26 protein-coding genes and 1 riboswitch are annotated in these 24,260 nt (G+C 54.3%); of the genes, 12 read left to right on the top strand and 14 right to left on the bottom strand.

All coding sequences use genetic code 11. The features are described from left to right. The first annotated feature begins 36 nt into the window (after positions 1–36). Positions 37–213 (top strand): hypothetical protein, encoded by a 177-nt coding sequence (locus ACMTNU_RS09535; RefSeq protein WP_413935010.1) that lies wholly within the window; start codon positions 37–39, stop codon positions 211–213. Next, on the top strand, positions 203–520 hold the full coding sequence (locus ACMTNU_RS09530; protein WP_413935009.1) for a type II toxin-antitoxin system PemK/MazF family toxin: 318 nt from the start codon (positions 203–205) through the stop codon (positions 518–520). The genes ACMTNU_RS09535 and ACMTNU_RS09530 overlap by 11 nt, the downstream gene beginning before the upstream one ends. A gap of 267 nt (positions 521–787) precedes the next feature. Here the strand turns inward: ACMTNU_RS09530 and ACMTNU_RS09525 are convergent, their stop codons facing one another. Continuing rightward, a complete protein-coding gene (locus ACMTNU_RS09525; RefSeq protein ID WP_413935008.1) occupies positions 788–1,468 on the bottom strand; it encodes a hypothetical protein in 681 nt (226 codons plus the stop codon). A 258-nt stretch (positions 1,469–1,726) separates the two neighbouring features. On the opposite strand from ACMTNU_RS09525, the gene ACMTNU_RS09520 reads away from it, so the two are divergent. Then, positions 1,727–2,602, top strand: coding sequence for an undecaprenyl-diphosphate phosphatase (locus ACMTNU_RS09520; protein WP_413935007.1), 876 nt, complete (start codon positions 1,727–1,729; stop codon positions 2,600–2,602). Positions 2,603–2,614: 12 nt separating this feature from the next. After that, positions 2,615–2,875 carry a DUF2024 family protein gene (locus tag ACMTNU_RS09515; protein WP_413935006.1) on the top strand — a complete coding sequence of 87 codons (261 nt, stop codon included), beginning with the start codon at positions 2,615–2,617 and terminating at the stop codon, positions 2,873–2,875. An 81-nt stretch (positions 2,876–2,956) separates the two neighbouring features. Here ACMTNU_RS09515 and lspA read toward each other — a convergent pair whose 3' ends face one another. The 3 genes from lspA to nadA all read right to left on the bottom strand — a co-directional run bounded on the left by lspA (position 2,957) and on the right by nadA (position 7,652). Further along, positions 2,957–3,469: a signal peptidase II gene (gene lspA / locus ACMTNU_RS09510; RefSeq protein WP_413935005.1), complete on the bottom strand. Its 513-nt coding sequence runs from the start codon at positions 3,467–3,469 to the stop codon at positions 2,957–2,959. An 8-nt stretch (positions 3,470–3,477) separates the two neighbouring features. Continuing rightward, positions 3,478–6,285 carry an isoleucine--tRNA ligase gene (ileS, locus tag ACMTNU_RS09505; RefSeq protein ID WP_413935004.1) on the bottom strand — a complete coding sequence of 936 codons (2,808 nt, stop codon included), beginning with the start codon at positions 6,283–6,285 and terminating at the stop codon, positions 3,478–3,480. A 263-nt stretch (positions 6,286–6,548) separates the two neighbouring features. Then, on the bottom strand, positions 6,549–7,652 hold the full coding sequence (gene nadA / locus ACMTNU_RS09500; RefSeq protein WP_413935003.1) for a quinolinate synthase NadA: 1,104 nt from the start codon (positions 7,650–7,652) through the stop codon (positions 6,549–6,551). 164 nt (positions 7,653–7,816) lie between these two features. After that, a riboswitch (TPP riboswitch) is annotated at positions 7,817–7,920 on the top strand. A 92-nt stretch (positions 7,921–8,012) separates the two neighbouring features. Between nadA and thiC the strand changes: the two genes are divergently transcribed. From thiC to ACMTNU_RS09465, 7 genes are all read left to right on the top strand, one after another. Continuing rightward, positions 8,013–9,899: a phosphomethylpyrimidine synthase ThiC gene (thiC, locus tag ACMTNU_RS09495; protein ID WP_413935002.1), complete on the top strand. Its 1,887-nt coding sequence runs from the start codon at positions 8,013–8,015 to the stop codon at positions 9,897–9,899. Between the two features lie 37 nt (positions 9,900–9,936). Then, the gene (locus tag ACMTNU_RS09490; protein WP_413935001.1) at positions 9,937–10,737 is read left to right on the top strand and encodes a sulfide-dependent adenosine diphosphate thiazole synthase; all 801 of its coding nucleotides are present in this window, start codon (positions 9,937–9,939) and stop codon (positions 10,735–10,737) included. A gap of 51 nt (positions 10,738–10,788) precedes the next feature. Beyond that, a complete protein-coding gene (locus tag ACMTNU_RS09485) occupies positions 10,789–11,304 on the top strand; it encodes a tetratricopeptide repeat protein (protein ID WP_086425473.1) in 516 nt (171 codons plus the stop codon). Positions 11,305–11,397: 93 nt separating this feature from the next. Beyond that, the gene (locus tag ACMTNU_RS09480) at positions 11,398–11,841 is read left to right on the top strand and encodes a histidine kinase (protein WP_413935000.1); all 444 of its coding nucleotides are present in this window, start codon (positions 11,398–11,400) and stop codon (positions 11,839–11,841) included. A 37-nt stretch (positions 11,842–11,878) separates the two neighbouring features. Next, positions 11,879–12,970: an aminomethyltransferase family protein gene (locus ACMTNU_RS09475; protein ID WP_413934999.1), complete on the top strand. Its 1,092-nt coding sequence runs from the start codon at positions 11,879–11,881 to the stop codon at positions 12,968–12,970. A 30-nt stretch (positions 12,971–13,000) separates the two neighbouring features. Next, the gene (locus ACMTNU_RS09470) at positions 13,001–13,420 is read left to right on the top strand and encodes a group II truncated hemoglobin (protein WP_413934998.1); all 420 of its coding nucleotides are present in this window, start codon (positions 13,001–13,003) and stop codon (positions 13,418–13,420) included. Positions 13,421–14,332: 912 nt separating this feature from the next. Beyond that, positions 14,333–15,391 (top strand): hypothetical protein, encoded by a 1,059-nt coding sequence (locus tag ACMTNU_RS09465; RefSeq protein ID WP_413934997.1) that lies wholly within the window; start codon positions 14,333–14,335, stop codon positions 15,389–15,391. A 42-nt stretch (positions 15,392–15,433) separates the two neighbouring features. Here ACMTNU_RS09465 and ACMTNU_RS09460 read toward each other — a convergent pair whose 3' ends face one another. From ACMTNU_RS09460 to ACMTNU_RS09420, 9 genes are all read right to left on the bottom strand, one after another. Further along, positions 15,434–17,260, bottom strand: a complete 1,827-nt coding sequence (locus ACMTNU_RS09460; protein WP_413934996.1) for an ABC transporter ATP-binding protein — start codon at positions 17,258–17,260, stop codon at positions 15,434–15,436. Between the two features lie 13 nt (positions 17,261–17,273). Beyond that, complete coding sequence (locus ACMTNU_RS09455; RefSeq protein WP_413934995.1) at positions 17,274–17,717, bottom strand: lasso peptide biosynthesis B2 protein; 444 nt, start codon at positions 17,715–17,717, stop codon at positions 17,274–17,276. A gap of 11 nt (positions 17,718–17,728) precedes the next feature. Further along, positions 17,729–18,961, bottom strand: a complete 1,233-nt coding sequence (locus ACMTNU_RS09450; protein ID WP_413934994.1) for a nucleotidyltransferase family protein — start codon at positions 18,959–18,961, stop codon at positions 17,729–17,731. Then, complete coding sequence (locus ACMTNU_RS09445; protein WP_413934993.1) at positions 18,961–19,998, bottom strand: hypothetical protein; 1,038 nt, start codon at positions 19,996–19,998, stop codon at positions 18,961–18,963. Before ACMTNU_RS09445 ends, ACMTNU_RS09450 begins: the two co-directional genes overlap by 1 nt. A 97-nt stretch (positions 19,999–20,095) precedes the next feature. Continuing rightward, complete coding sequence (locus ACMTNU_RS09440; protein WP_413934992.1) at positions 20,096–20,263, bottom strand: putative RiPP precursor; 168 nt, start codon at positions 20,261–20,263, stop codon at positions 20,096–20,098. Between the two features lie 54 nt (positions 20,264–20,317). After that, entirely contained in the window at positions 20,318–20,470 is a 153-nt protein-coding gene (locus tag ACMTNU_RS09435) for a hypothetical protein (RefSeq protein WP_413934991.1), read from the bottom strand. A gap of 6 nt (positions 20,471–20,476) precedes the next feature. Further along, positions 20,477–20,818, bottom strand: coding sequence for a PqqD family protein (locus tag ACMTNU_RS09430; RefSeq protein ID WP_413934990.1), 342 nt, complete (start codon positions 20,816–20,818; stop codon positions 20,477–20,479). A 392-nt stretch (positions 20,819–21,210) separates the two neighbouring features. Further along, positions 21,211–21,693, bottom strand: a complete 483-nt coding sequence (locus ACMTNU_RS09425) for a hypothetical protein (RefSeq protein WP_413934989.1) — start codon at positions 21,691–21,693, stop codon at positions 21,211–21,213. A gap of 111 nt (positions 21,694–21,804) precedes the next feature. Next, complete coding sequence (locus ACMTNU_RS09420; RefSeq protein WP_413934988.1) at positions 21,805–23,283, bottom strand: alkaline phosphatase D family protein; 1,479 nt, start codon at positions 23,281–23,283, stop codon at positions 21,805–21,807. Positions 23,284–23,392: 109 nt separating this feature from the next. Here ACMTNU_RS09420 and ACMTNU_RS09415 point away from each other — a divergent pair, with 109 nt between their 5' ends. Beyond that, a complete protein-coding gene (locus ACMTNU_RS09415) occupies positions 23,393–23,629 on the top strand; it encodes a hypothetical protein (RefSeq protein ID WP_413934987.1) in 237 nt (78 codons plus the stop codon). 419 nt (positions 23,630–24,048) lie between these two features. Here the strand turns inward: ACMTNU_RS09415 and ACMTNU_RS09410 are convergent. Next, positions 24,049–24,260 (bottom strand): nuclear transport factor 2 family protein (locus ACMTNU_RS09410; RefSeq protein WP_413934986.1); only part of this gene is annotated, 212 nt, incomplete at its 5' end.

Raw genomic sequence — 24,260 nt, 5'->3', positions numbered from 1 at the left:
CTTGCGCCACCATCGCAAAGGTGGTACCGTACCGCCATGACACAACTCGCCGAACAGCTCGACAAGAAACTCGCGACATGGAACCCTGAGGTTGCCGCGCAAGTGGAGCAATTGGTAAGCGACGTGATCGCCATGGCCGACGCCAACGCACTTGACCTGCTTCCGTCCCGTCCCGTCGTCCAGAAAGTTCTCGACCTCCTCGATGAAAGCTAAGCCAGGGGAAATCTGGCTTGCCGATCTCGGGTTGGCTGCCAAGCGTCGCCCTGTCCTCATCGTCTCGCGCCATGATCCGGAGGCTCCTCGTGCGCTGCTGGCCTATGTCCCGCTCACTACGCAACATCGAGGCAGTCGCTATGAAATCCCCCTAGGACATCTCCCGTTTCTCGATCAGCCTTCAGTGATTAATGTTCAAGGTGTCGGCGCTCTCGTCGAACCACACCTCGAACGGAAGCTTGGCCAACTTCCCACAGATCTCTTTGCGCAGGTCAAAGCAGCACTTCGGTTCCTATTCGACTTATAAGTCACAGTAGTCCTGCCAAGAATACGCGTCTGCGTCCTGCGCATGTCGGCTCTGGTTCAAGCAAGACCACTTTTTTCCGGCACGATGACCCTTGCGGATCAAAACGAACAGGGCACGACGGGTTATGCCTGAGAACGGAAACGACTTACTCAGGTCGGTCGCGCAAACTGGTGAGGCCTATCGGGATGGTGGGCCACATAAAGAAACGGGCCGTTCTCCTTTCAGAGAACGGCCCGTGGTATACCGAGAAACTGCCGCTGGTCTATTCTACGGCGTGACTGAGATACGATCCTTAATCAGGTCGAAAGTCTCTTTCGGAACCACATTCTTCGCCACCAGTTCACCTTTCACCCGATAGGGGCGATTCCCCACGATGCGTTCCGCCTCATCCTGTTTCAGACCGAGAAAGAGCACCATGTCGTTCGCCGACACTTTATTGATATTCATCGCCGCCGATGCTGCAGCCTGAGTTGCCTGAGCCGTTCCGGACGAAAGCTGATTCGGAGTCACCGTGGCAGCCGCTGCGCCGCTATGAGAACGATCTTTCAGCTCTTTTTGATACCGGGCTACCAGCGACTTCAACGTATCGTTATTGCGCTTCACATCCTGATATTCTTGTTTCACATTCCGGTTCTGCGCCGAGAGCGCTTTCACCTTCTCTTCAAGGTCTTTCGTGCGCCCTTCGATCGCCCCTCGCTCCGCATCGCGCCCATGCTCAACGCGTTGGAGTTCATCGCGAACCGCCTGCGCCTCATTGCCGAACTTCACGTTCAGCTCTTTGAGTGTTCGGACCTGTTGTTCCATGGCGCTCTTCTGTTGCCGAGCCTTCTCCAGCTCCATCTTGGCATTATCTGCTTCGGTTAACGCCGCTTGGTACTTTTTATTGGATACGCATCCCGTGGCCAATACTGCCCCGACCAGCACTACCACTATCCACTCACGTCTCATGCGATCCTCCCTCCATCAAATCCGATAACTTGTCTTTGTATTGAACCCGTACCATGCATTGTGTGTATGCCAACATCCAGACGTTGTCAATATATTTACTGTTGTCCGAATGCCTCCTACCCTTCGTCGCACCACAAGCTTCATCCTCCATCAGATGCTTGACGGATCACCACGGCTCTGTGATGATCCGTCACATCATATCAAAGCCCGCCGGGGAGAGTATCCCCTCTATGTCATTTAATCCTAGGTGGTGTACGCATGAACGAATGGGGCCCGGTTCTCGCCGTGATTCTTGGAGTCGTCGAAGGACTGACCGAATTCTTACCCGTCTCTTCCACCGGTCATCTGATCCTGGTCGGCCATGCATTGGGATTCACCGGCGATGTGGCTGCCAATGCTGAAATCTCCATCCAATTGGGCGCCATCCTCGCGGTCATCGTCTTCGAACGGGAAAAGATCAGTCGACTCTTGTCCGGTGCTTGGCACGAACGTCAGACGCTCTGGTCCTCTCTCGGCAACTCATCCGCCACGACATGGGCGAGTCGTCTCACGGCTTCCATGCAGACTCATCCCAACTTGTGGTTTATCCTCGGGCTAGGAATCGCCTTCCTGCCTGCCGCCATTCTCGGCCTGTTGGCTCATGGGTGGATCAAATCTTATCTCTTCACTCCCTTGACGGTGGCGTCCACATCGATTGTGGGTGGAGTCATTATTCTCCTCGTGGAGGCACGCACACGCACCGCTTCTGCCACGAACCTCGATCAGGTCTCACCACGGCATGCCTTCTGGGTTGGACTGGCACAATGTGCCTCCCTGATTCCCGGCATGTCCCGCTCCGGTTCCACGATCATCGGGGGACTGCTTGCGGGACTGGATCGAAAAGTGGCGACGGAATATTCATTTTTCCTCGCACTCCCGACGATTATCGCCGCCACGCTGTATGAAACGTGGAAAGCCCGCGGAGCGTTCAACGATCAAGACTTTCTGGCACTGGGTCTTGGGATGGTAATCTCCTTCCTGGTCGCCTGGGCGGTCATCGCCGTGTTCCTGACCTATGTCCAACGGCATACCTTGCGCGTCTTTGCCTACTATCGTATTATTCTCGGCATTGTAGTCATGTTGGTCGTCCGCTGAAAGGAGTTGGGCATGTCTTCGGATACGATTCACGTTTACGACACCTGGGTTCACGGCAAGAGCGGCCGCATTCACTTCGATGTCATGACGACGGATGAGGTCACCGCACTCAAACTCGCAAAGGAATACCTGGTCAGCATCGGGGAGCCCGATGCGACGATCACGACCAAGGAATGCCAGTTCTGTCACAGCGAACCGCTGTTTATGTTCTCACCGGAACAGCAAAAACAGGCAAAAGAAAAAGGCGGGTTTATTGTCCGGATGCCGGCCTAATTGCGAGTGCTGAGTTTTGAGGGTTGAGTATGGAGTTCACCTCCGTACTCAGCACTCAGAACTGAGGACTCTCCAGCACCGTCAAGAGGCCGACGACGTCTCCGACGCCTCAGGGGGCTCGATACGTTTTTCGAACGCAAAGTGGATGATGAGGGCGATCACCCCGACGGTGATTGCCGAATCCGCGACGTTGAACGCTGGCCAGTGATAGCTCTCAACGTAGACATCCAGAAAATCAATCACCTCGCCGAAGCGAAGCCGATCGATCAAGTTCCCAATCGCCCCGCCAAGAATCGCGGCAACACTGACCCGCCCCATCCAATCCTCTTCCGGCATCCGTAACAGGATGGTCCCCAGCAGGCCAAGCGCAAAAATCGATGTCAGGCCAAAGAAGACCATGCGAAACGCGTTACTACTGCCGGCTAAGAGACCAAAGGCTGCGCCAGGGTTCCGGATATAGGTCAGACTGAACAGATTGGGAATGACGGGAATCGACTCATGGAGCCGCATCGTCTGCATAATCTGCTGCTTGGTCAGCTGATCGAGCAGGATAATGCCCCCGGTTACCGAGGCCAGCACCATATTCCGGAGCATTGACAGGCTCAACGAACTGCCTCCACACAGCGATCACAGAGGGTCGGATGGGTGGTATCACTTCCGACAGCCTCCCGATAATTCCAGCAACGCTCGCATTTTGCGGCATCAGATCGTTCAACCGTCACGCGAATGTCCTCCATCTTTCCTTCGGCTCTCTTCACCGTCACTCGTGACACAATGAAGAGTGCGCTGAGCTCCTCGGCATAAGAGATCAGAAATTGGTAGGCATCAGGTCCGGCCTCGATGTGCACATGCGCCTCGAGCGAGGAGCCGATCACCTTCTCCCGACGACGGGCCTCCAGCTCTCCCTGAACCAGTGATCGATACGCCAGCAGTTGTTCCCATCGTGCCGCCAACTTCTCGTCTCGCCAGACTGCAAGATTCTCAGGGAAAAGGGTGAGATGGACGCTCGTCCATTCCTTACGCGCCACGCCCGGTAACATGCGCCATATCTCCTCAGCCGTAAAACTCAAGATCGGTGCCAGGAGTTTAGCCAACGCGACCGTGATGTCGAACAAGACGGTTTGGGACCCGCGCCGTACGGGAGAGTCGGCACGGAATGTATAGAGCCTATCCTTCAGGATGTCCAGATAGACGGCACTGAGATCGACGGAGCAAAAATTGTTCACGGCATGGAAGATGGCATGAAATTCAAAGTCGTCATACGCCCGGCGAACTTTGCCGACCAGCTCTCCGAGGCGCATCAAAGCCCAACGGTCCAATTCAGGCAACTGCTCGTATGGGACACGGTGCACATCTGGATTGAAATCGTACAGATTGCTCAGCAGGAATCGGGACGTATTGCGGATCTTCCGATAGGCCTCGATGAGATGATTCAAAATCTCTTGTGAGATACGAAGGTCTTCGCGATAATCCTGTGCCGATACCCAGAGGCGCAGGATTTCCGCACCAGACTGTTTGATGACGTCTTGTGGCGCCACCACATTCCCCGCCGACTTGGACATTTTCTTGCCCTGTCCATCCACCACAAAGCCATGGGTCAAAACGGCTTTGTAGGGCGCTCGATGATCCGTAGTCACTCCAGCAAGCAGGGCACTATGAAACCAGCCACGATGCTGATCTGACCCTTCGAGGTACAAATCGGTTGGCCACCATTTCTTTGGCTTCGCCACAGCCGCGTAGCTCACCCCAGACTCAAACCAGACATCGAGAATGTCCCGTTCTTTCTCGAACGTCGCCCCTCCACACTTCGGGCAGATAGTTCCAGCGGGCAATAGCTCAGAGGCGGACCGCTCAAACCACACATCCGCCCCCTTCGATTCCATCAGGCTCGCAATATGCTCGATCACAACCGGATCGGCCAGGACATGCCGACAGCCTTCGCAGGTAAACCCCGGAATCGGGACACCCCATACACGCTGGCGCGAGAGACACCAGTCCGGCCGGTTCTCGATCATGCCGAAAATTCGATCGCGGCCATAGCTCGGAATCCACCGAACCTGTTCGATCTCTGCCAAAGCCGCTTTCCGCAAGTCATTGATCTCCATGGACACGAACCACTGTTCGGTGGCACGGAAGATCACGGGATTCTTACAGCGCCAGCAATGGGGATAGGAATGGCTCAATGAACCATAACCGAGCAGTCGTCCGTTCGCGTGAAGATAGTCCACGATCTTTGGATTGGCTTTGAACACATGCTGCCCGGAGAATTCCTTCACGATGTCGGTGAATCGCCCGCCGTTATCCACAGGCGCCACAATTTCGAGTTTTTCACCCGGTGACGCCTTGGCATTGTGATCGAGCACGAGAATGTAGTCTTCCATTCCATGGCCGGGCGCGATATGCACACAGCCGGTCCCTTGATCAAGCGTGACGAAATCCCCAAGCAGGATCGGCGACAAGCCAGTAGAAATGGGGCGTTGTGTTTCCAACCCCTCAAAACCCTCACCACCTTTTTTGACTCCGACGACACGATAGTCTGTGATCCCACAGCCTTTGGCAACAGTTCCAAGCAGTTTCTCCGCCACAATCAGCAGCTCATCGCCGACCTGCACAAAGGCATACTCGAAATCACGGTGCAGACAGACAGCTTGATTGGCCGGCAAGGTCCACGGAGTCGTCGTCCAGATGACTACGGAAACCAGTTTGATGCCCTCTGGAAAGGCAACCCCAGGAAAAGTCTTCCCCAAAACCTCCGGGGAGGTCACGACGGGAAATTTGACATAGACCGATGGCGACACATGGTCGTCATACTCAACTTCTGCTTCAGCCAGCGCTGTTTGATCTTGGGTGCACCAGAGAACGGGTTTGAGCCCCTTGTACACGCCTCCCTGCTCGACGAATTTTCCGAACTCCCGGATAATCGTCGCTTCATACCCCGGCGTCATCGTGAGATACGGCTGATCCCACTCGCCCAGAACACCGAGCCGCTTGAACTCCTCGCGCTGAAGATCGACGTACTTTTGAGCATAAGCGCGACAGAGCTTGCGAATGTCGGACACGCTCAAGTCCTTCTTCTTCTCCCCCAACTCCTTCATGACTTGATGCTCGATCGGGAGACCGTGGCAGTCCCAGCCCGGTATATACGGGGACTGGAACCCACTCATCGTTTTCGACTTCACGATGATATCCTTCAGCACCTTGTTCAAGGCATGTCCGATGTGGATACGGCCGTTGGCGTAGGGAGGGCCGTCATGCAGGACATACCGAGGCCGTCCCTGCCCCATCGCTTGGATCTGATCATAGAGCTTCTGTTGCTCCCACCAGGCCAGCATCTCCGGCTCCCGCTGCGGCAAATTGGCCTTCATCGGGAAGTCGGTTTTCGGAAGATTGAGCGTTGCTTTGTAATCCATAGACAATACAATCCGAATACTTACATCATAATCATGCAGAATCGAGGGGACTATACAGGAATGGCTGGCGAGGTACTAGTCCTTACCCTGCTTGCGGACTCGTCAAACACGTCTTCCGGCAAAGCCGCAGCGATTGAGAATGTGAGGCGTAAACCTTTTTCACCCGCCCACCCATTGCCTGTATGAACAGGCGTTTACCCAGGCGGTACGTTGCGCTTTCGAACGACGAGCGAGCGTACGAGAAAGCGTTTTTCACGATCCCGTTAGCTGACGGCCATCATGCGATCGAGTGCGACTTTTGCCCAATGCTTGTCGTCGTCCGGCACGACGATCTGATTCACCACGTGGCCTTCGGCCAGATTTTCCATGGTCCAGCAGAGGTGAGCTGCATCGATGCGAAACATGGTGGCACATTGGCAGACGGTGGAGGACAGGAAAAACACTTTCTTATCGGTGAGTTCATGTTTCAAGCGATTGACGAGATTCAATTCAGTGCCGACGGCCCAGGTCGTCCCGGCCGGTGCAGCCGTGACGGTGCGGATGATGAATTCGGTCGATCCGATCAGATCCGCTTTGTTCACTACATCTTCATGACATTCCGGATGCACGATGACGTTCCCGTCCGGATACTGTTTGCGGAAATGATCCACATGGACCGGTTGAAACATCTGGTGAACGCTGCAGTGACCTTTCCAGAGGATCAACTTCGCCCGTTTGATAGCTTCCTTCGTATTTCCACCATTAGGCTGATAGGGGTCCCACACGATCATCTGCTCGCGGGGAATCCCCATTTTGTTGGCCGTATTGCGGCCCAAATGCTCATCCGGAAAGAATAAGATTTTTTCTCGTCTGGCCCAACACCACTCGATCACGGCTTTGGCGTTGGAAGAGGTGCAGGTAATGCCCCCATGCTCGCCGCAAAACGCCTTGAGGACCGCCGCCGAATTCACATACACCGCCGGCATCACGGTCTCATCGGCGGGAACCACACGGTTCAGCGCTTCCCAACATTGATCCACTTGCTCGATCGCAGCCATATCAGCCATGGAACAACCCGCAGCCATATCGGGCAGGATCACCGTCTGCTGGGAGCGGCTGAGGATATCCGCTGTCTCGGCCATAAAGTGCACACCGCAAAACACGATATAGGGCCGTTCAGAACGTTCAGCCGCGAGCTTGGCCAGCAACAGCGAGTCTCCACGAAAGTCGGCATGTTGAATGACTTCATCACGCTGGTAGTTATGGCCGAGGATCATCACGCGCTCGCCAAGCACCTGCTTCGCGAATACTGTCCGGCGAAACAATTCCGCTGCCGGCAATGCCTGATACTCGGTAATGGATCTTGGTAGTGTCGCTATTGCAGTCACAATACGTCCTCCCACGTCAGGAGGTTGATTCTACGATAGCCCCTTCCCACAATCAACGAATCCCACCTTGTGGAAAAGTCCCATCCCCTCGCCCCAAAAGGAGAAACTCCGACATGGGCCTAATAGCCGATTGACTTCGGTGATTTGGAGTAATACGATCAACCATTCATAGCTAGGGGAGCCACGTGGCTGAGAGTCCGAATAAGTCGGACGACCCTCACAACCTGACCTGGGTAATACCAGCGTAGGGAAGCCGACAGCCGCGGTCGTTGTGAGCACTCAGCCGTACCTCCCCCACGGAGTACGGCTTTTTTATTGAGGTACCCCCTCAACGCTCCTCATCTCAGAAAGGATGCGACCATGAGCGAATATACCGGCAACGGACAGAAGCCCACGACATTGACAACCGCGCCGTTCCCAGCCTCACGCAAGGTCTATGTGGCAGGTACCCATCCCGGCGTGCATGTGCCCATGCGAGAAATCAGCCTGAGCCCGACCAAATCCATGAATGGCGGCGTGCCGACACCGAACCAACCAGTCACCGTCTACGATACGTCAGGTCCCTATACCGACCCGTCTGTGACGATCGACGTCCGAGCAGGACTCGCGCCGCTCCGCCGCTCCTGGATCATAGGCCGTCAGGATGTGGAAGAACTCGCCGACATCTCGTCCCACTACGGCCGCCAACGCGCCGCCGACTCCAAACTAGACGGCCTTCGGTTTCAACATATCCGCAAGCCGCTCCGTGCCAAGACCGGCCAGAACGTCACCCAGATCCACTACGCGCGCAAAGGGATCGTGACTCCAGAGATGGAATTTATTGCCCTCCGTGAAAACCAGTCGCGTGAGGTGGCTCGTGAACGCGCTGAGCGCAACGGCAAGGGCGGCGGCGTGGCTCAGCACTCCGGTCAATCCTGGGGCGCCCGCATTCCCGACGTCATCACGCCCGAGTTCGTCCGCGACGAAGTGGCCCGTGGCCGCGCGATTATTCCCTCGAACGTGAATCATCCGGAAAGTGAGCCGATGATCATTGGCCGGAACTTTCTCGTCAAGATCAACTCGAACATTGGCAATTCCGCGGTCGCCTCGTCCATTGAAGAAGAAGTCGAGAAAATGATCTGGTCGATACGCTGGGGCGCTGATACCGTCATGGACCTCTCGACAGGGAAAAACATTCATGAAACGCGTGAATGGATCATTCGGAACGCGCCGGTTCCGATCGGCACGGTGCCGATCTATCAGGCGCTCGAGAAGGTGAACGGCAAGGCGGAAGACCTCACCTGGGAGATTTTCCGCGACACACTCATCGAACAAGCTGAGCAGGGTGTCGATTATTTCACGATTCACGCCGGTGTACGCCTCGCCTATGTGCCCATGACCGCCAAGCGGATGACCGGCATCGTGTCACGCGGCGGCTCAATCCACGCCAAGTGGTGCCTGGCGCATCATCAAGAGAACTTCGCCTATACCCACTTCGAAGAGATCTGCGAGATCATGAAGGCCTACGACGTGTCATTCAGCCTGGGCGACGGGCTTCGGCCGGGCTCCATCGCCGATGCCAACGACGAAGGCCAGTTCGCCGAGTTGGAAACGCTGGGCGAACTGACTAAGATCGCCTGGAAGCATGACGTGCAGGTCATGATCGAAGGGCCCGGCCACGTACCGATGCATATGATCCAGGTGAACATGGAAAAACAGCTCAAGGAATGCCAGGAGGCGCCCTTCTATACGCTCGGGCCTCTGACGACCGACATCGCGCCAGGCTATGACCACATTACATCCGGCATCGGTGCGGCCATGATCGGCTGGTACGGCTGCGCGATGCTCTGTTACGTGACGCCGAAAGAGCACCTCGGCCTCCCCGATCGTGAAGATGTGAAGACGGGTGTGGTCACCTACAAAATCGCCGCTCATGCCGCCGACCTGGCCAAAGGCCACCCTGGCGCACAGATCCGGGACAACGCGCTGTCGAAGGCCAGATTTGAGTTCCGCTGGGAAGATCAGTTCAATCTCTCGTTGGACCCGGAGACCGCACAGCAGTTCCACGACGAAACGCTTCCCGACAATGCCGCCAAGGTTTCACATTTTTGCTCGATGTGCGGACCCCACTTCTGTTCCATGAAGATCACGCAAGACGTCCGTGATTACGCCGCACAGCTCAAGGTGGACGAGCAGCAAGCCATTCAAATCGGCATGAAAGAAAAATCAGAAGAGTTCAAAAAGGCTGGAGCAGAAATCTACCGCTGAATCGGTTAAGAATTGAGTATTGGGAAACACTTCAATCATGAACAAGCCAAAGCCCGCACCATTGCGCGAGAAAGATATTACCCGGCAGATTGCCCGGGAATACTATAAAGAGTTCGATCAACTGATCGAAAGCGATGTCATTATCGTGGGCGCCGGCCCATCCGGGCTGATTTGCGCACACGATCTGGCGGCGAAGGGATTTCGCACCCTTCTCATCGAACAAAGCCTGGCACTTGGAGGGGGATTCTGGTCCGGTGGATATCTCATGAACAAGGCCACGATTTGTGAGCCTGCGAATGAGATTCTCGAAGAGATCGGTGTTCCTTGCAAGAAGATCAACGAGTGCGCGGGTATGTACATGGTCGACCCACCCCATGCCACCGGGGCGCTGATCTCCGCGGCATACAAGGCCGGCGCCAAGATCATGAACTTGACGCGGGTCCTCGACCTGATTCTGCGAAACGAAGGGGTATTGGAAGGCGTCGTGGTGAACAACACCACAGCTGAAATGGCTGGTCATGATACCATCCATGTCGATCCCATCGCGCTCGAAAGCAAGATTGTGGTGGATGCCACCGGCCATGATGCCATTGTGGTTGAGCTTCTCCATAAGAGAAACCTGTATCAGAAAATTCCGGGAAACGGAGCCATGTGGGTTTCCCGCTCTGAAGAAGAAATCATGGATCGCACCGGAGAGGTCTATCCGAATTGCTTTGTCATTGGATTAGCCGTTGCAGCCGTTTATGGCACACCGCGAATGGGGCCGGCATTCGGCTCGATGTTGTTGTCTGGCCGGTATGGCGCAGAGTTGATTGCAAAAAAGCTGAAGAACGAATAGGCTACAGCCGTCAGCTCTCAACTAGAAGCTGACGACCTTCAGCTCACTCTTATGAACATCCAAGATTTTCTCGTCCAAGGTGAAGGGCACGAAGAAGACAAACGCCAGGCGTGGGAGCTGTTTCAACAAGCATTTGCACGGCAGATGAAAGGCGAACTCGAAGAAGCGGTCAACCTGTACAAGCAATCGATCGCGACCCATCCGACCGCCGAGGCCTACACCTTCTTAGGCTGGACCTATAGCTTCATGGGACGACTCGATGATGCCATTGAGGAATGTCACAAAGCCATCGAGCAGGATCCCGACTTCGGCAATCCCTACAACGATATCGGTGCGTACCTGATTGAGAAGGGAGAATTCGACGAGGCGATTTCCTGGTTTCAGAAAGCGATGCAGGCCAAGCGCTACGAAAGCCCTGCCTATCCCCATCTCAATCTCGGTCGCGTCTACGAGCGAAAAGGGAGCTGGACGGAAGCGATTGATTCGTATAAGGCAGCGCTCACCTTGGATCCCAACTATGCACTCGCCAAGAAAGCCCTTGGACGGTTGGTGAGTTCGTTGAACTGATTATATGGTCTATCTGCTCGACCGTGTCTCTCTAGGCCATCTAGTCCTCGGCCTCTCAGGAAGGTTCCAGGAATCCAAAATCGAACCGCACGCATGAACACAACGGGACACCACGCAGACAAAACAGACCGCATAGACAAGAAGACCATTCTTGTCGCTGTGACTGATCTCTTCTTCTACATCAAGGTCCGAGACGCGTTACGTCAACCGGACTATCAGCTTGAAAAAGCTCGCGCGCAACAGGATATTCTGGAAAAATCTCTTGCGGTGAGACCCGGTGCCATCATCTTCAACATGAACGACGTAGCCCTCAATGCCTTTCAGGCATTGGAACAGCTAAAAGCGGACCCACGACTGAAAGATATTCCGACCCTGGCCTTTGCCAACCACGAAGAGGTCGAAACCTGGAATCATGCGAGAGCGCTCGGTGTGACAAAGATCGTCTCCCGTAATGAATTTTCCGGTCGGACCAGAGAGCTCGTAGAAGAAGTCATGAAGAACCATGTCGTCGCGTCGGAAAGTTGTGAAAGTCTGTGACTGTTGATTTGACGACTTGTAGACTTTCAAGCTGACTATGAAACACTCACGCCTTCACCAACAACACATTCAACTGGGTGCGATGTTTGAGGAGATTACAGGCTGGGAGATGCCTGTGCACTATGGGGACATGGCTGCAGAACATCGTGCCGTCCGCGAAACAGTAGGGATAGCCGACCTCTCCCATCGCGGCAAGCTCCGGATCACAGGTGAGGATCGCGTGAAGTGGCTGCAAAGCATCATCAGCAACGATATCCTTCCCCTCCAACCTGGGCAAGGGCGCTATTCCAGTTTCTTGACCCATAAAGGCAAGATGCTCACATACTTCCGCCTGTACATACAAAGCGACGCCGTTATGGTGGAAGACGTCGGTGAGATCGGTGAAGCCACATTCCAAGCCTTCCGAAAATTCCTGCTCTACGGGACCAAGGCCAGGATGGAGAACTGCGCCGAGACTTGGGGACTCTTGCTGGTCAGCGGACCCAAAGCCGCTCAGGTCATTCAATCCGCATTCGGCGTGGACGTCACAGACTTGAAGCCGGTCGATTTTGTCACGGCACAAATCGGGGGGCAACCTGCGCTGATGGTACGCACCGAAGAAACGGGCGACGTTGATATTGAGGTTCTCCTTCCAGCCGAAAGCCTCCTCACGGCTTGGACGAGTGCGTTGCAAGCTGGTGCCAGATTTGGAATCAGAGCCATCGGAACCCAGGCTCGAGAGGCCTTACGCATGGAAGCTGGGCTCCCGAAAGCTGGGCTAGATTTGAACGAGGAAATCGTTCCGCCTGAGGCCAACCTTGAAGGAAAAGCGTTCAGCCTCAACAAAGGGTGCTATCCGGGACAAGAGGTTGTCGCGCGCATGGATACCTATGGCAATGTGCGCCGTAAACTCGTAGGACTTGTCTTGGCTGATCCCGTCATTCCTCCCCATGGAGCGAAGCTCTTCAGCGGCGATCGCGAAGTCGGCTGGATTAGCAGCGCTGTCCGTTCTCCTCAGTTCAACAAGACCATCGCCTTTGGATTTCCGCTGCGAGACTTCAGTACCGCAGGGACAGAACTCGCCGTGGAATGTAGCGGAAGCAGGCACCAGGCAACCATTCATGCTCTTCCCTTTTACACCAGACCGTAACGGCATCCCCCTCAACACTCCTGAACACCTATGTCCATTGATGAACAGGAAGCCGGGGCCCAGCTCACCCCGTACCAAGCAGCTGGTGAGCTGGTCGGAATCACTCGCCTGGTCGATGAGTTTTACGCCAATATGGATCGCTTGCCGGAGGCCAAAGTCATCCGAGACATGCACCCACCTGATCTCGCAGAATCACGAAAGAAACTGACATACTTTCTCTGTGGCTGGCTGGGCGGTCCAAGACTTTTCCACCAACACTATGGACCGATCAGCATTCCAGGCGCGCATAAGCGGTTCCCGATCGGATACGAGGAACGCGATGCCTGGCTCCTCTGTATGCAGCGAGCCCTTGCCGTCCAGCCATACAGTAATGAATTAAAGGACTACCTCTTGGCGGCACTCAGCATCCCGGCTGAACGGGTCCGGCAAGTGAACGCGGGCGAGATCTAGGCCTCGGCGCTACCCTGCCTTTATTCGCTTACATAAGCTGGGCAATTCCTCATTAGCCTTACTCCACGCACATCTGGATACAGCCTGCATCCTTCCGGATACAGGGGCACAGTGATATGAGACTTCCGGAAGACACCACTCTCCTTCAAAATCAAGGCGATCAGAATAGGAGTCCCCCTGGCACTCTCCTTGCTGTCGTAATAAACCAAAGCCAAACCAGAATTCGCAAGACGTGTGCATCCGTCAGTCAGCTATACAAAGACTCACGATGAAGCCCAAAACGGGTCAGACCTACGAGAGAGGAATAGGCAGAAGAGAACCTGTGCAGTAAGGTGAGTTCGGATTCGTGATAGATACCATGACTTCTCTCTTCAACAATTCAAACGATCATCACCTCCAAACGGAACCGATCTCTATCGGCTGCGAGGCATGGATCGATGTAGGCCGGTTTTGTGCCGCTGAAAAGCCCGCACACCATGCCACAAAAACACCCACCGGTACGTCTCTGACGAGGTCATTCACCGACATCCGCAGAAAATTTCAGAAAAGTTCCAACGGAGACATCGACTAGTCTCAACCATACCTCTCCCTGCTTTTCTACACCGTCGTTCACAACCTCCTCTTGACGAATCAACAGTGGGATCGTTCGTATGCTCTGAAACGAACCTATCCCAGCTTAGACATTCCATGTGCGACGGCCACGTCAGCAGTATTGAGGGCGTACCGCAAACGACCTGCCATGCTCCTGAACTCAGGCTGCTGGATCCATCGTCGATACTGTGACTACGGCTTTGGTTCTACATCGTTGAACGAAGCGGACCTTTCCCACCACGTAGGCGATTGCGGTGACGGCACAGGCGAGGAGATAGCAAGCTTGATATGCTAAACTGTTCGCTGCAACAGGGAGGTTGTATGGAAACACAAAGGCTTCGCTTACATCTCTGTTTGGTAATACTCACACTCCTGCTCTCGCCTGCTATGACCCTTGCGATGTCAGGCATGGATATGCCACACGGAGGACATGGGAAATCGACGTACGCCCTATCGCAAAATATAGGCGAGCCGATCAATTCATCAGAAGCAGAGATCGAGATCACCTATAGTGCCGACGGAAAGACCGCCATCTTTGCCTCTGGACGTAAGGGCAGCATCCCCTCACCAGGCGTTCCTTACAATTTCGACGTCTGGATGGCCCACAAGGTGAATGGTACATGGCAAGAACCGATTCATCTGGGACCGGGCATTGATCCCACGGTGGGGCCGAACATCAATACAGCCGCATGGGAACTGGAGCCAAGCCTCTCCGATGACGGCAACGTCATTTATTTCACCAGATACGAGCCTGGCAATCTCTCGACCGGTGACCTTTACGTGACCCAGAAGATCAACGGCGTGTGGCAACCGGCGAGAAACTGGAACGAAGTCCCGGAACTCCCCCATATCAATACGCCGACCGGCGAGGAACACTGTCCGATCATTGCTTCCGACAGCCTGATCTACTTCAACTATCAGCAGCCGGGCGTCACACAAGACAGCGACGTCTGGAAAGTCGAGAAGAAAAATGGGGTCTGGCAGAAACCGGAGAGTCTTGGACCGCGTATCAATTCACCCTACCGTGACCATATGCACTGGACTGGCCTGTCGAAAGATGGCAAGAGTCTTATTCTCACGAGTACGCGTCCGGACATGGGCTCGCGAGGGGGACATGACATGTGGATTTCCTACCAGAACCCTAAAGGGGAATGGCAAGAACCGCTGAACCTTGGCGACACCATCAATACAGCCGGCGAAGATATGTGCTGGACCTTTACGCCGGACGGCAAGACCTTTACGGGCGGTTCGGGCCCTCGTGATTCGTATAATCACGACATTATGTGGGTAAAGAAAGAGGATGTTCCGTTACTGAAGAATTTTGACCCGATCGGGCCACCTCCGAATCTGCTCACCAACAACTCCGGCACTGTCAAATAACAGTGCCTCGAGAAATATGGTATCTACGGTACAGTATCGCTGTCACTGGTAGTGCTGGGCTTGAGTCAGAAAGAGGTTATTGTAGAGGCCTTGCTGTGCCATCAAGTCGTCGTGTGTCCCTTGTTCCACAATTTGTCCCTGGTCCACGACGAAGATTCGGTCCGCCATCTTGACCGTGGACAACCGATGGCTGATTAAGATTGCCGTCCGTCCCTGAGCAAGTTCATGAAACCGTTCGAACAGTTCTGCTTCTGCCTTGGCATCCATCGCGCTGGTGGGCTCATCGAGAATAAGAATTTGTGAATCTCGCAGTATTGACCTGGCAAGAGCGACTTTCTGCCATTCACCGATGCTCAGTTCATGCCCACCATCAAAGAGTTTGCCAAGTAACGACTCATAACCGTTCGGTAATCGTTCGATGACCTCGTGGATTCCTGCCTGTTTCGCTGCCTGAACAATGGTGAATGGGTCAACACCGGGAGCCCTCACACCCAACGCGATATTGTCTTTGACAGACAACTGAAACTTCACGAAGTCTTGGAATACTCCACTGACCGCGCCTCGTACATCAGCAATCGGGTAGTCACGGAGATCCGTCCCGTCGATTGTGATACGTCCATCCGTCGGGTCGTACAAACGGCACAAGAGCTTCACCAATGTAGTCTTTCCCGCACCGTTTGCTCCAACGAATGCGACATGCTCCCCAGGTTTGATCGAAAAACTGAAGTCTCGAATCGCCACGCGTTCCTCATGCGGATATTGGAACGACACGTGTTCAAAGACCAATCCCTCGGTAATTGGGCGAGGAAATGTCTTCTGGTTCGTGGATATCGGCAGACGGGACTGGACTCCCAGGAACTCGTTCAGCGTAGTGAGGAACAGATTATTTTCGTACAGATTCGCCACACTCTGCCCCACAGCCTCCAGAAATCCAGAAGCGCGCTGCACAGCCTGGAAACACATGACAAGGTCCCCCACACTAAAATGTCCCTGGAGCGTTCGCATCGCCACAAAACTGTAGACCCCAAATATGGCAACTACCCCAATCAGCTGAGCGATGGACGCCGAGAGTGCCCATCGCCGCTCCAGTACGATCCGCTCTCGACACAATACCGAGCGCGCATCCAGGAACCACTGTCGAAGTCGAGCGCCCAGATCGAATAGCCGGACTTCTTTCGCAGCACCGGCTTGTGTCAGCAGCATGTGAACATACCACGCCTTCCGCTCAAGCGGCGTCCGCTCACGCTCCCACACAAATAACCGATTTGATTGCTGCAGACGGACGATCAAGTACGGCACTGCTGCCACGATCAGGATTGGGATGACACCCCAATGCAACCACCAGAGGACGGCGCCCATTGCGATCAATGAAATGGCGTTTTGACCTAATTGAAGCACGGCATTGAGAATAGCCGTGGGGCGATAGGGAGCTTCCTGCTGGGCACGGTGGAGCGTGTCGTGATATTGGGCATTCTCATAATACTCAAGGTCGACTTCAACCGATTTGGCCTGAAGGAGTGCATACATATGGTCCGTGACGATCTGGCCCTGAGTTCTCGAAAGCAGGCCGCCCAGAGCATTCAGTATGACAGTAACTGCCGCCACACCCGCTATGCCTCCAAGAATCAGGAGTATGCCTGTCAGCGAAGGATCCTCCGTCGGAGTCTTAAGCGCTTCGGTTACAGTATCAATCAACAACTTCGTCAGGTAGAGGACTACGAGTGGAAGGAGTCCCTGGACTAGACGTACACCGATACTAGCGACAGCGAGACTCGGACTACTCTCCCACACAAGTGAAAGTGCCCAGCGAACCGTCGTGAGAAACGAACCTATGCGTTGCTTACTGATATTCATGGACAGTTGGGCCATAAACTCTCTGGCATCAGCCGGCAGAAATTTCTGCCGTACTCCTGACCTGATCGGAAGGGTAAGAGAATGTCACAGTGAAGCGCTGCCAATGTGGACCAGGCTCATAAAATGCCTCCGAGTCCAGCGTGAGCCAGGCATGACCATCGAGGCCTGTGACCTCTCTTCGTACTCCACAATGGAATACCACCGGATAGCCAAGTTGTCGAGCACATCGATACAACGACAAGGACCGGGGAAAGCAGTTTCCTCTTTCGTTATACGGAAACAGCTTGAGCCAGTAATCTACATACCCCACCAACGCCTTCATCACAGCGTCGTCAGGTTTGCAGGCCACGGAGCGAGGGTTCAAACGCTTGAGAACCTGCGGCAAGCTGCTCAATCGAAGCAAAATCCGAACCGAGAGCACCACATATCCAGCACGGAACAGCCGCCAATATTTGGTCACGCGAGCGATCACGATACTGACACCTAAATACCGTGTGTGACCCAGCGATGGATGGCATGACGAATCGTCGGTGAGAGAAGACGCGTCAGCGCTCGATGAGCCGGCACAATCAGGCGAGCCATCCTGGACAAGGAAGTTCTCCAGCGAAACCACGCAGGAGGCGTCAGCGCCAGTTGGCTATGCGCTCTGCACAACAACACACCGAGCCACCACCGCTCATGCCAGGAATCTTTCAGCGCAAAATAGAGCGCACCTGCCTGTTCTTCGCTGATTCCCTCGTGGTAATTTTTCAGAAGACTGGCCGGCATCCGATGGGATAGCGCCTGTACCTCCGTCTCATGCTTCAGGTTGGTCAACACTCCTTCAGGAAGAGGCGCATCCAATAATCGGTGAGCAAGCGACAATCCCATATACAGCATGCGCTGACAACGCCAGTTCGAGGCACACGAAACAATCTGATCCCAGTCCAGGTTCGGCTGGGAACGAAGCAATTCAGCGACATCGCATACCCATTTCAGCAACTCCCACGCATGTTTGGAACCATGCACACACAGCACGATCAATAACATCTCCGAGGACAATCCAGGAACCGGCTTGTCCTTCAACATCACAGGCCGTCGAGATCGCCAGAACTCCGGCCGATCGAGCCAAAAGGCAAAGTGCTGATGTGCCATCACCCATTGAAGGTCGACTCGGGAGAGTGGACGTTTCTTGACGAAGACGTGATAGGGCCCTTCGTGAGTATGACTTTCACGGCTCTCGCCATTCGTGGTTTTTCTCTCATAACCTTGCGAGAGGATGATTGTCCGTGCTTCAGAAAGAGCTTGTTTAGGAATAAGCAGGTCGAGATCGGTGAAATCACGAAGTGCCAGATCCCCATAGGCTAAGACCGCCAGCGTTGCTCCCTTGATAGGAATGACGGGAACTCCTCGCACCTCAAATGCTTCACATAAGTCAACAAGGTCCTTGGCGAGCGACTGGTTGAGCAACGACCCGACTTGAGCCTTCTGGCGCAACGTAGCCAATACGTGGGCGGGTACAAGATCCGGCATAACGGTCGACAGGCTTTTGTACAACAACGGAACCACGCCATGATACTCGGCCATATCAAGGACCATCGACCAATTAATCGACTCCTGCACTCTCTTTCGAATACGTTGCTTCAGCTCATCGGTTATATCCGTCCGGGCACACCAGACGAGCAATTCTGCTTCCGGTAGCAGAGGCAACTGTCTAGTACCAACCCCTTGCAGCATCACTTGCTTCCCTCCAGAAGGGGCGTAATTAAATTCGGAAGATCGAGAATATCCCGACCAAAATGGAGACGGTAGCACTCCACCTGTTGGACTAGTTTCACTAAGACTTGAAACTCACGTCTGGCGACTTCAGAGTTGTAGACCAACAGCGCTTGAGGGAGGAGCATTTCCAATGCCCGGCTCTTCGGAAGTAGCTCCACATGACTATAGAGAGCATCGACAACCTGGGGGAATAACACGATGGCTGGACGACAACATTCGCCTATCCCAGTGGTATAGAGCTCCTCTGCATGAAAAGCCCGCTTCGGAAATCGAGGTCGTAGCACATGAGCAGGCGCAGTCCGCAGTTCGGGAAAGAAGGCAATGGTTTCTTCGGTGACATTGATCTTGATGGGAAAGGGAAGAAGATCAACATGGGTTCCAGCATCGCGCATCAATGGATGATCATCCGAAAGATATCGATAGCCTGACCGGAGCAATGAGATAAACGACGTCGTCTTCCCGCGTCCGCTGTTGCCTGGAATTAAGACCCCTTTCCCGTTCCTCTCCAGCGCCGTCGCATGAATCGTATAGAGGCCCTGACGCCGCAAGAGCTCAATCAACGCAAGGTGGAACAAATACTCGATCAGACTTTCGTGCATCGTATGAGGATTGATCAGATATCCATCAGCTCTCTGCTGTGAGCCGTCGATCACCAGTACTCCAACCTCGGAGAAATCCGCAATTAAGCGCCCGCCGTCATCAAACACCTGATACGGCAGATTGGTTTCTCGTCGATCACCCACTGCTGCTCCCGTTCCTGCCGCAAGTCGGCAAGCCGACGATGTCATAGTTACGGGAATATCTGCTCGATCCTTGACGGCATGAAAGCACAAGGTGAGCGAACCGGACTCATCGATAAGATCTCGGCGAAAGTGCCTGAGCAGTTCGTTCACTGGGTCGACGAGAGCAGTGGATGTCGTAAGATACCGTACCGGCGTACCATAGAGCGCAAAGTGAGACTCCGTGATAGTCTGACCGGCAACAGAACTTCTCATCGTTTTCCTCATAGCTTCTGTTGTCACTTAGTATTCGGCAGCAACTTTCAGGGCAGACTAGCTGGTTCTCACGAACCAGCCAGTCCTCTCTCTAAACCTAGTGTCGGCCAAAGCGACCAAAACCGCCGAAGCCTCCCCATCCCTGTCCAAACCCATACCCATTGCCACGGCCCTTGTCTTCACAATAGCCTGACTTCCCTGCGGTGATATCCCGCAGGAGTTCATGCTTCACGACTGTAGGCCGGATGTACGTTTCCTTCTTCATGCTGCCTCACCTCCTCACCAGGTTGAATAGCCCATCCTGATCTAGCCGATTCAGTTACCGGGTTACGTCCTGGCAGCCAGAATTTCCAGGCACACCATCGTATCCGCCGTTACCATAACCGCAATTGCCGTTTGAACTCCCAGCGGTGATATCGCGCAACAACTCATGCTTCACGAAGGCCGGCTGTACATATGATTCTTTCTTCATGCTGTTTCACCTCCTTTCTGGTTGAAGTAGCCCTTCTTGGATCAGGTCATTGACCAGGGTGACGAGATCGTCGAGGGCCCGCTCGGGAGCGACATCAAACCGGTCAGAGAGGACCGCATGAATGTCGCTGATTGTATGATGACCAGTGCAGAGTTCCCAGATCACGCTGCCTAGCCGATTCAATGTGTAATACCGGCCGGTGCTCAGATCCAACAACACCGTCTCCCCATCCATAGTTGTGCCTTGCACATCGGGGGTTTGGTGAAGAATAGTTTGGCGCGTCAGGAGAGGATCGACGAGGTCAGCTGCCCTACTTTGAGAGGAGCGTGCGTCAGTGGCACCAGCCATAGGTAGTCCCTCCATAAGCTACACCTCACGCTGTTTGGAACCAGAATCAATTAATATTGTAGGGATATAACATGATGGAACAGTCTCCAAAACTATGCTTCTGAGGGAAGGAGACAGAAGAAAGTATGGGGCCGAACCCTTCAGGCTACGACGCTTCACACCTTTTCCAGACAGATAACTTGTCCAGTAATCAACTAGTTATGTGGAGATTCCAGAAAAAGCGAGTGGGGAACGAGAGGAGGTTCCTAGGTCAGAGCTTCTCGAGATCATATTCCAGATGTCTGAATGCTGCACCTGAACCGGTATAGAAAAAGCTGACTGAATGGTACGGAACGCTGTGGCGTGGAGGCGCGCCTCTGGTCGCACCCTCACGCCACAACTGGATGAATAGATTACCGCTCCGGATTTCTCGCCATCGCGACGGCGGCGGCAAATTTCAGCAGGCTGGCCCGCTCTTCGTCGTCCAACGCCAATAACAAATGCGCTTCCTCACCATGCATCAGGCGAAGGCTTAAGAACGGTTCTTCTCGGCGTTTTTCCCGGTTGTCCCACATTGCGTCGATCAACTGAACCTTATCCAATTGACCGACCGACACTACATCGTATCGGAAGTAGGAGTCTCCGATCACGACGTCAAACACCACATGGCCTGCGGTCAGCAGTACCAGATTGAATCGCCCTTGGTCTTCATATCCTTCAGGCAGAAATTTATTGACGTGGCAAAGCGCGATCTTACGATCGCCCAACATGTGACGAAATTTGTCTTTTAACTCCGGATAATCGATCTGTAAGGCCTTCTCATCCGGCCCTGTCGCTGCCACGGCCGCCGCTTCCGCTCTCGAAAAAATCTCATCGGCGGATATCAATGCTGACATGATATTCCTTTCTATCTCGTTGAAGAAAACATCCCCACGGTCCCTGAAGTCCGTACCGTACCCGCCACCAAGCCTGGATTGCAAGGGGCAGCGACTGGATCTCACCTTATTCTACTGAGCCGCAATGCGGTGAGACACTCGTTCCTTACCCGTCTCATCCACCACACTCACATGGAAATCATACTTCGTGGCCCTCGCAAGCCCAAAGTTATGGTACCCGGTCTCATAGAACAATTCCGTGGGATGAAGCACCATTTGAGTGGGAACGAATCTCCCCGGCGGTGCAGAGAGGGGACCTGCAATGTATTCGTGAAAATCGACGGCCCCGTCTTGGTTGGGATCATAGGCGTTGGCTTGCACCCAATGCACGTCGCCCGAGAGAAAGACCACATTCTTAATCTTGCGACTGAGGATGGTGTCGACAATCACCTGTCGCTCTCGCTCAAATCCGGTCCCATCCTGCCCACCGGCCCACCCATCGTTACCTGGAGCCGAACTATCACCGCCCTTTGGAATCGAGAGGGGAACCGGGGTCGCGATGACTTTCCATGTCGCGGTTGAAGCTTGAAGTCCGTCGAGCAGCCATGCCAGTTGCGCGGCACCGAGCATGGTCTTGGACGCACCATCCGGATCCACGTTGCGACTCCGATACTGCCGAACATCCAAGATAAACAGTTCAAGATCGGCACCGTACCGAACGGTCCGATAGAGGCGATGCGGATCTTCACGGGGAGACGCAATCGGCCAATATTCACGCAGTGCCTGCCGGCCGGCAGGCATCTGCTCGTCGTATGGACCGGCAAAATTATTTCGAACCTCGTGATCGTCCCATACTACATAGACCGGCGTCTCCACCAGGAACCGCCGCAATGCGTCAGCACCCCGTTGGTAGCGATGGCGCAATCGATAGGCGTCCAATGTCGTCGCCTTGAAGTCCGCACCAGGTTCGTTCGGAGGCGAGGGACAGACATGATCACCATAAATGGTATCGCCAAGGAACAGAAAGAAGTCGGGGTGGTATCGATGGACCACGTCAAAGATCGGATAACCATCCACTCCTCGGCGACATCGTCCTCCGCTCCCAAGATCTCCACTCCAGGCAAAACTCACCGTCTCGGAGGATGTCACGTCCGGCAGTGTGACGAATTCACCCGTCGCCGCCGCCTTCCCAGGGAGCTGCGATCGCAATGATTCTTCAGGGCCGACCACAACATGATACCGATAGCGAGTCGAGGGAGTCAGGCCTACAAGAGGGATAGTCAACGTATAATCCGTCTCTGCGCCTGTCTTAAGGAGTGCCGTCCTCGATATCGAGGCCACGACCGTCGCCGATGTTGAAACCTGCTTCCACACCGACAATGGCGCCCACTCCACTCGCACCACGGCAGCCTCATCGGTACGCAACCAGAGTAACGCCCCTTGTGAGGTCACATCGCCGATCACAACACCCTGGGGTAGAAGTCCTGAGCCCGACACGGGGGGCGCCTCTGATGATTCCTGAGAACCAATACTCTGACCAGACCATGCAGGACAGCCGCCCAAAACAGAACAGACCGCAAAGAGTCCGACGAGCAGAAACAAGAGACGCATCAGAACACCCTTCTGTTAAGTATTTGAGAAGATCTTGCCACAGACCCGGCATTGGGCTTGAAATTCAGCAGGACTGACCGGCATACTGACCAAACTTGAAGAGGCTTAGATGCACGATACTCATTGTTGCGTGACAAACTGCCTTGCAAATCCCTATGCGCCGGCCGGCACGCAATCCGTCTGCAAAGACCATTTCCTCAGTTTTCTGACGTGGCGACGGCGTCGTGGGCCACAGATGTTCTCAACCTATGCCGGTATGTCGATGGTGGAACGGGACAGCATCACCGCCGAATGGATGAAAACTATACGGATCGACGAAGTCCCGACTCCTGCACCAAAATTGTAGCTGCCATCATCCCATAGAGTAGAGTACATTCCCCTGCCAGCCAGACGCTTCGGTACGCATTTTCGCAATAATATCGGCCATCGCTGTTGCGCATTCCACACAAATCATCCCATCAACGGAACTACGGCATTGCGTTTCTCTTTCCTAGCCCACCCCGTGGACATCGAGAGGTCCACTTTCCCAATGACCGCGCGTTGGACAAGCATTCTTCATCCCCTTCTCTCTCATAAGGCGGGGCGTTATGTGGTTTTCTTCTACGCGCATTGAGCGAGCACCGCCCATCGCTCCCTCATTTTCCTAACCCAGGGCTAGTGCGTGGGATGCCTCCACCTACACGCATGCAGCGAGCACACCATCCTCCAGTGAAAATCTAACCCGACTTGTGTGCGGGCTGTGCGAGCATGGAGACATCCCACGCGCTAGCCCATCACCGGCGACCCATGGTGGTGAATCATCAACCACTCATCACCGATGAGTTCGTACAGGTTGGTGGCAAGAATTTTGGCCTGTTGTGGCTCCTCTGCTTGCTGGGTCACAAGATTTTCTACACAGATGACCCAGGCCATGTCGCCTGCCACCTGAACCATGATATCGCTCAGCTCGAACTTCATCGAGAACGTGTTGTTAAAGA

Source organism: Nitrospira sp. BLG_1, assembly GCF_047338595.1.
Lineage (GTDB): Bacteria > Nitrospirota > Nitrospiria > Nitrospirales > Nitrospiraceae > Nitrospira_D.
This window is presented reverse-complemented; position numbering and strand designations above follow the sequence as displayed.

What these genes read in the sequence shown, in the direction of transcription:
- ACMTNU_RS09435 (WP_413934991.1), bottom strand. Translation starts at nt 20,470, where the DNA reads ATGAAGAAAGAATCATATGTACAGCCGGCCTTCGTGAAGCATGAGTTG.
- ACMTNU_RS09475 (WP_413934999.1), top strand. Translation starts at nt 11,879, where the DNA reads ATGAAACACTCACGCCTTCACCAACAACACATTCAACTGGGTGCGATG.
- ACMTNU_RS09515 (WP_413935006.1), top strand. Translation starts at nt 2,615, where the DNA reads ATGTCTTCGGATACGATTCACGTTTACGACACCTGGGTTCACGGCAAG.
- ACMTNU_RS09415 (WP_413934987.1), top strand. Translation starts at nt 23,393, where the DNA reads ATGCACGATACTCATTGTTGCGTGACAAACTGCCTTGCAAATCCCTAT.
- ACMTNU_RS09480 (WP_413935000.1), top strand. Translation starts at nt 11,398, where the DNA reads ATGAACACAACGGGACACCACGCAGACAAAACAGACCGCATAGACAAG.
- thiC (WP_413935002.1), top strand. Translation starts at nt 8,013, where the DNA reads ATGAGCGAATATACCGGCAACGGACAGAAGCCCACGACATTGACAACC.
- ACMTNU_RS09450 (WP_413934994.1), bottom strand. Translation starts at nt 18,961, where the DNA reads ATGCTGCAAGGGGTTGGTACTAGACAGTTGCCTCTGCTACCGGAAGCA.
- ACMTNU_RS09525 (WP_413935008.1), bottom strand. Translation starts at nt 1,468, where the DNA reads ATGAGACGTGAGTGGATAGTGGTAGTGCTGGTCGGGGCAGTATTGGCC.
- ACMTNU_RS09420 (WP_413934988.1), bottom strand. Translation starts at nt 23,283, where the DNA reads ATGCGTCTCTTGTTTCTGCTCGTCGGACTCTTTGCGGTCTGTTCTGTT.
- ACMTNU_RS09520 (WP_413935007.1), top strand. Translation starts at nt 1,727, where the DNA reads ATGAACGAATGGGGCCCGGTTCTCGCCGTGATTCTTGGAGTCGTCGAA.
- ACMTNU_RS09425 (WP_413934989.1), bottom strand. Translation starts at nt 21,693, where the DNA reads ATGTCAGCATTGATATCCGCCGATGAGATTTTTTCGAGAGCGGAAGCG.
- ACMTNU_RS09470 (WP_413934998.1), top strand. Translation starts at nt 13,001, where the DNA reads ATGTCCATTGATGAACAGGAAGCCGGGGCCCAGCTCACCCCGTACCAA.
- ACMTNU_RS09430 (WP_413934990.1), bottom strand. Translation starts at nt 20,818, where the DNA reads ATGGCTGGTGCCACTGACGCACGCTCCTCTCAAAGTAGGGCAGCTGAC.
- ileS (WP_413935004.1), bottom strand. Translation starts at nt 6,285, where the DNA reads ATGGATTACAAAGCAACGCTCAATCTTCCGAAAACCGACTTCCCGATG.
- ACMTNU_RS09530 (WP_413935009.1), top strand. Translation starts at nt 203, where the DNA reads ATGAAAGCTAAGCCAGGGGAAATCTGGCTTGCCGATCTCGGGTTGGCT.
- ACMTNU_RS09485 (WP_086425473.1), top strand. Translation starts at nt 10,789, where the DNA reads ATGAACATCCAAGATTTTCTCGTCCAAGGTGAAGGGCACGAAGAAGAC.
- ACMTNU_RS09440 (WP_413934992.1), bottom strand. Translation starts at nt 20,263, where the DNA reads ATGAAGAAGGAAACGTACATCCGGCCTACAGTCGTGAAGCATGAACTC.
- ACMTNU_RS09445 (WP_413934993.1), bottom strand. Translation starts at nt 19,998, where the DNA reads ATGAGAAGTTCTGTTGCCGGTCAGACTATCACGGAGTCTCACTTTGCG.
- ACMTNU_RS09535 (WP_413935010.1), top strand. Translation starts at nt 37, where the DNA reads ATGACACAACTCGCCGAACAGCTCGACAAGAAACTCGCGACATGGAAC.
- ACMTNU_RS09490 (WP_413935001.1), top strand. Translation starts at nt 9,937, where the DNA reads ATGAACAAGCCAAAGCCCGCACCATTGCGCGAGAAAGATATTACCCGG.
- ACMTNU_RS09465 (WP_413934997.1), top strand. Translation starts at nt 14,333, where the DNA reads ATGGAAACACAAAGGCTTCGCTTACATCTCTGTTTGGTAATACTCACA.
- ACMTNU_RS09460 (WP_413934996.1), bottom strand. Translation starts at nt 17,260, where the DNA reads ATGGCCCAACTGTCCATGAATATCAGTAAGCAACGCATAGGTTCGTTT.
- lspA (WP_413935005.1), bottom strand. Translation starts at nt 3,469, where the DNA reads ATGCTCCGGAATATGGTGCTGGCCTCGGTAACCGGGGGCATTATCCTG.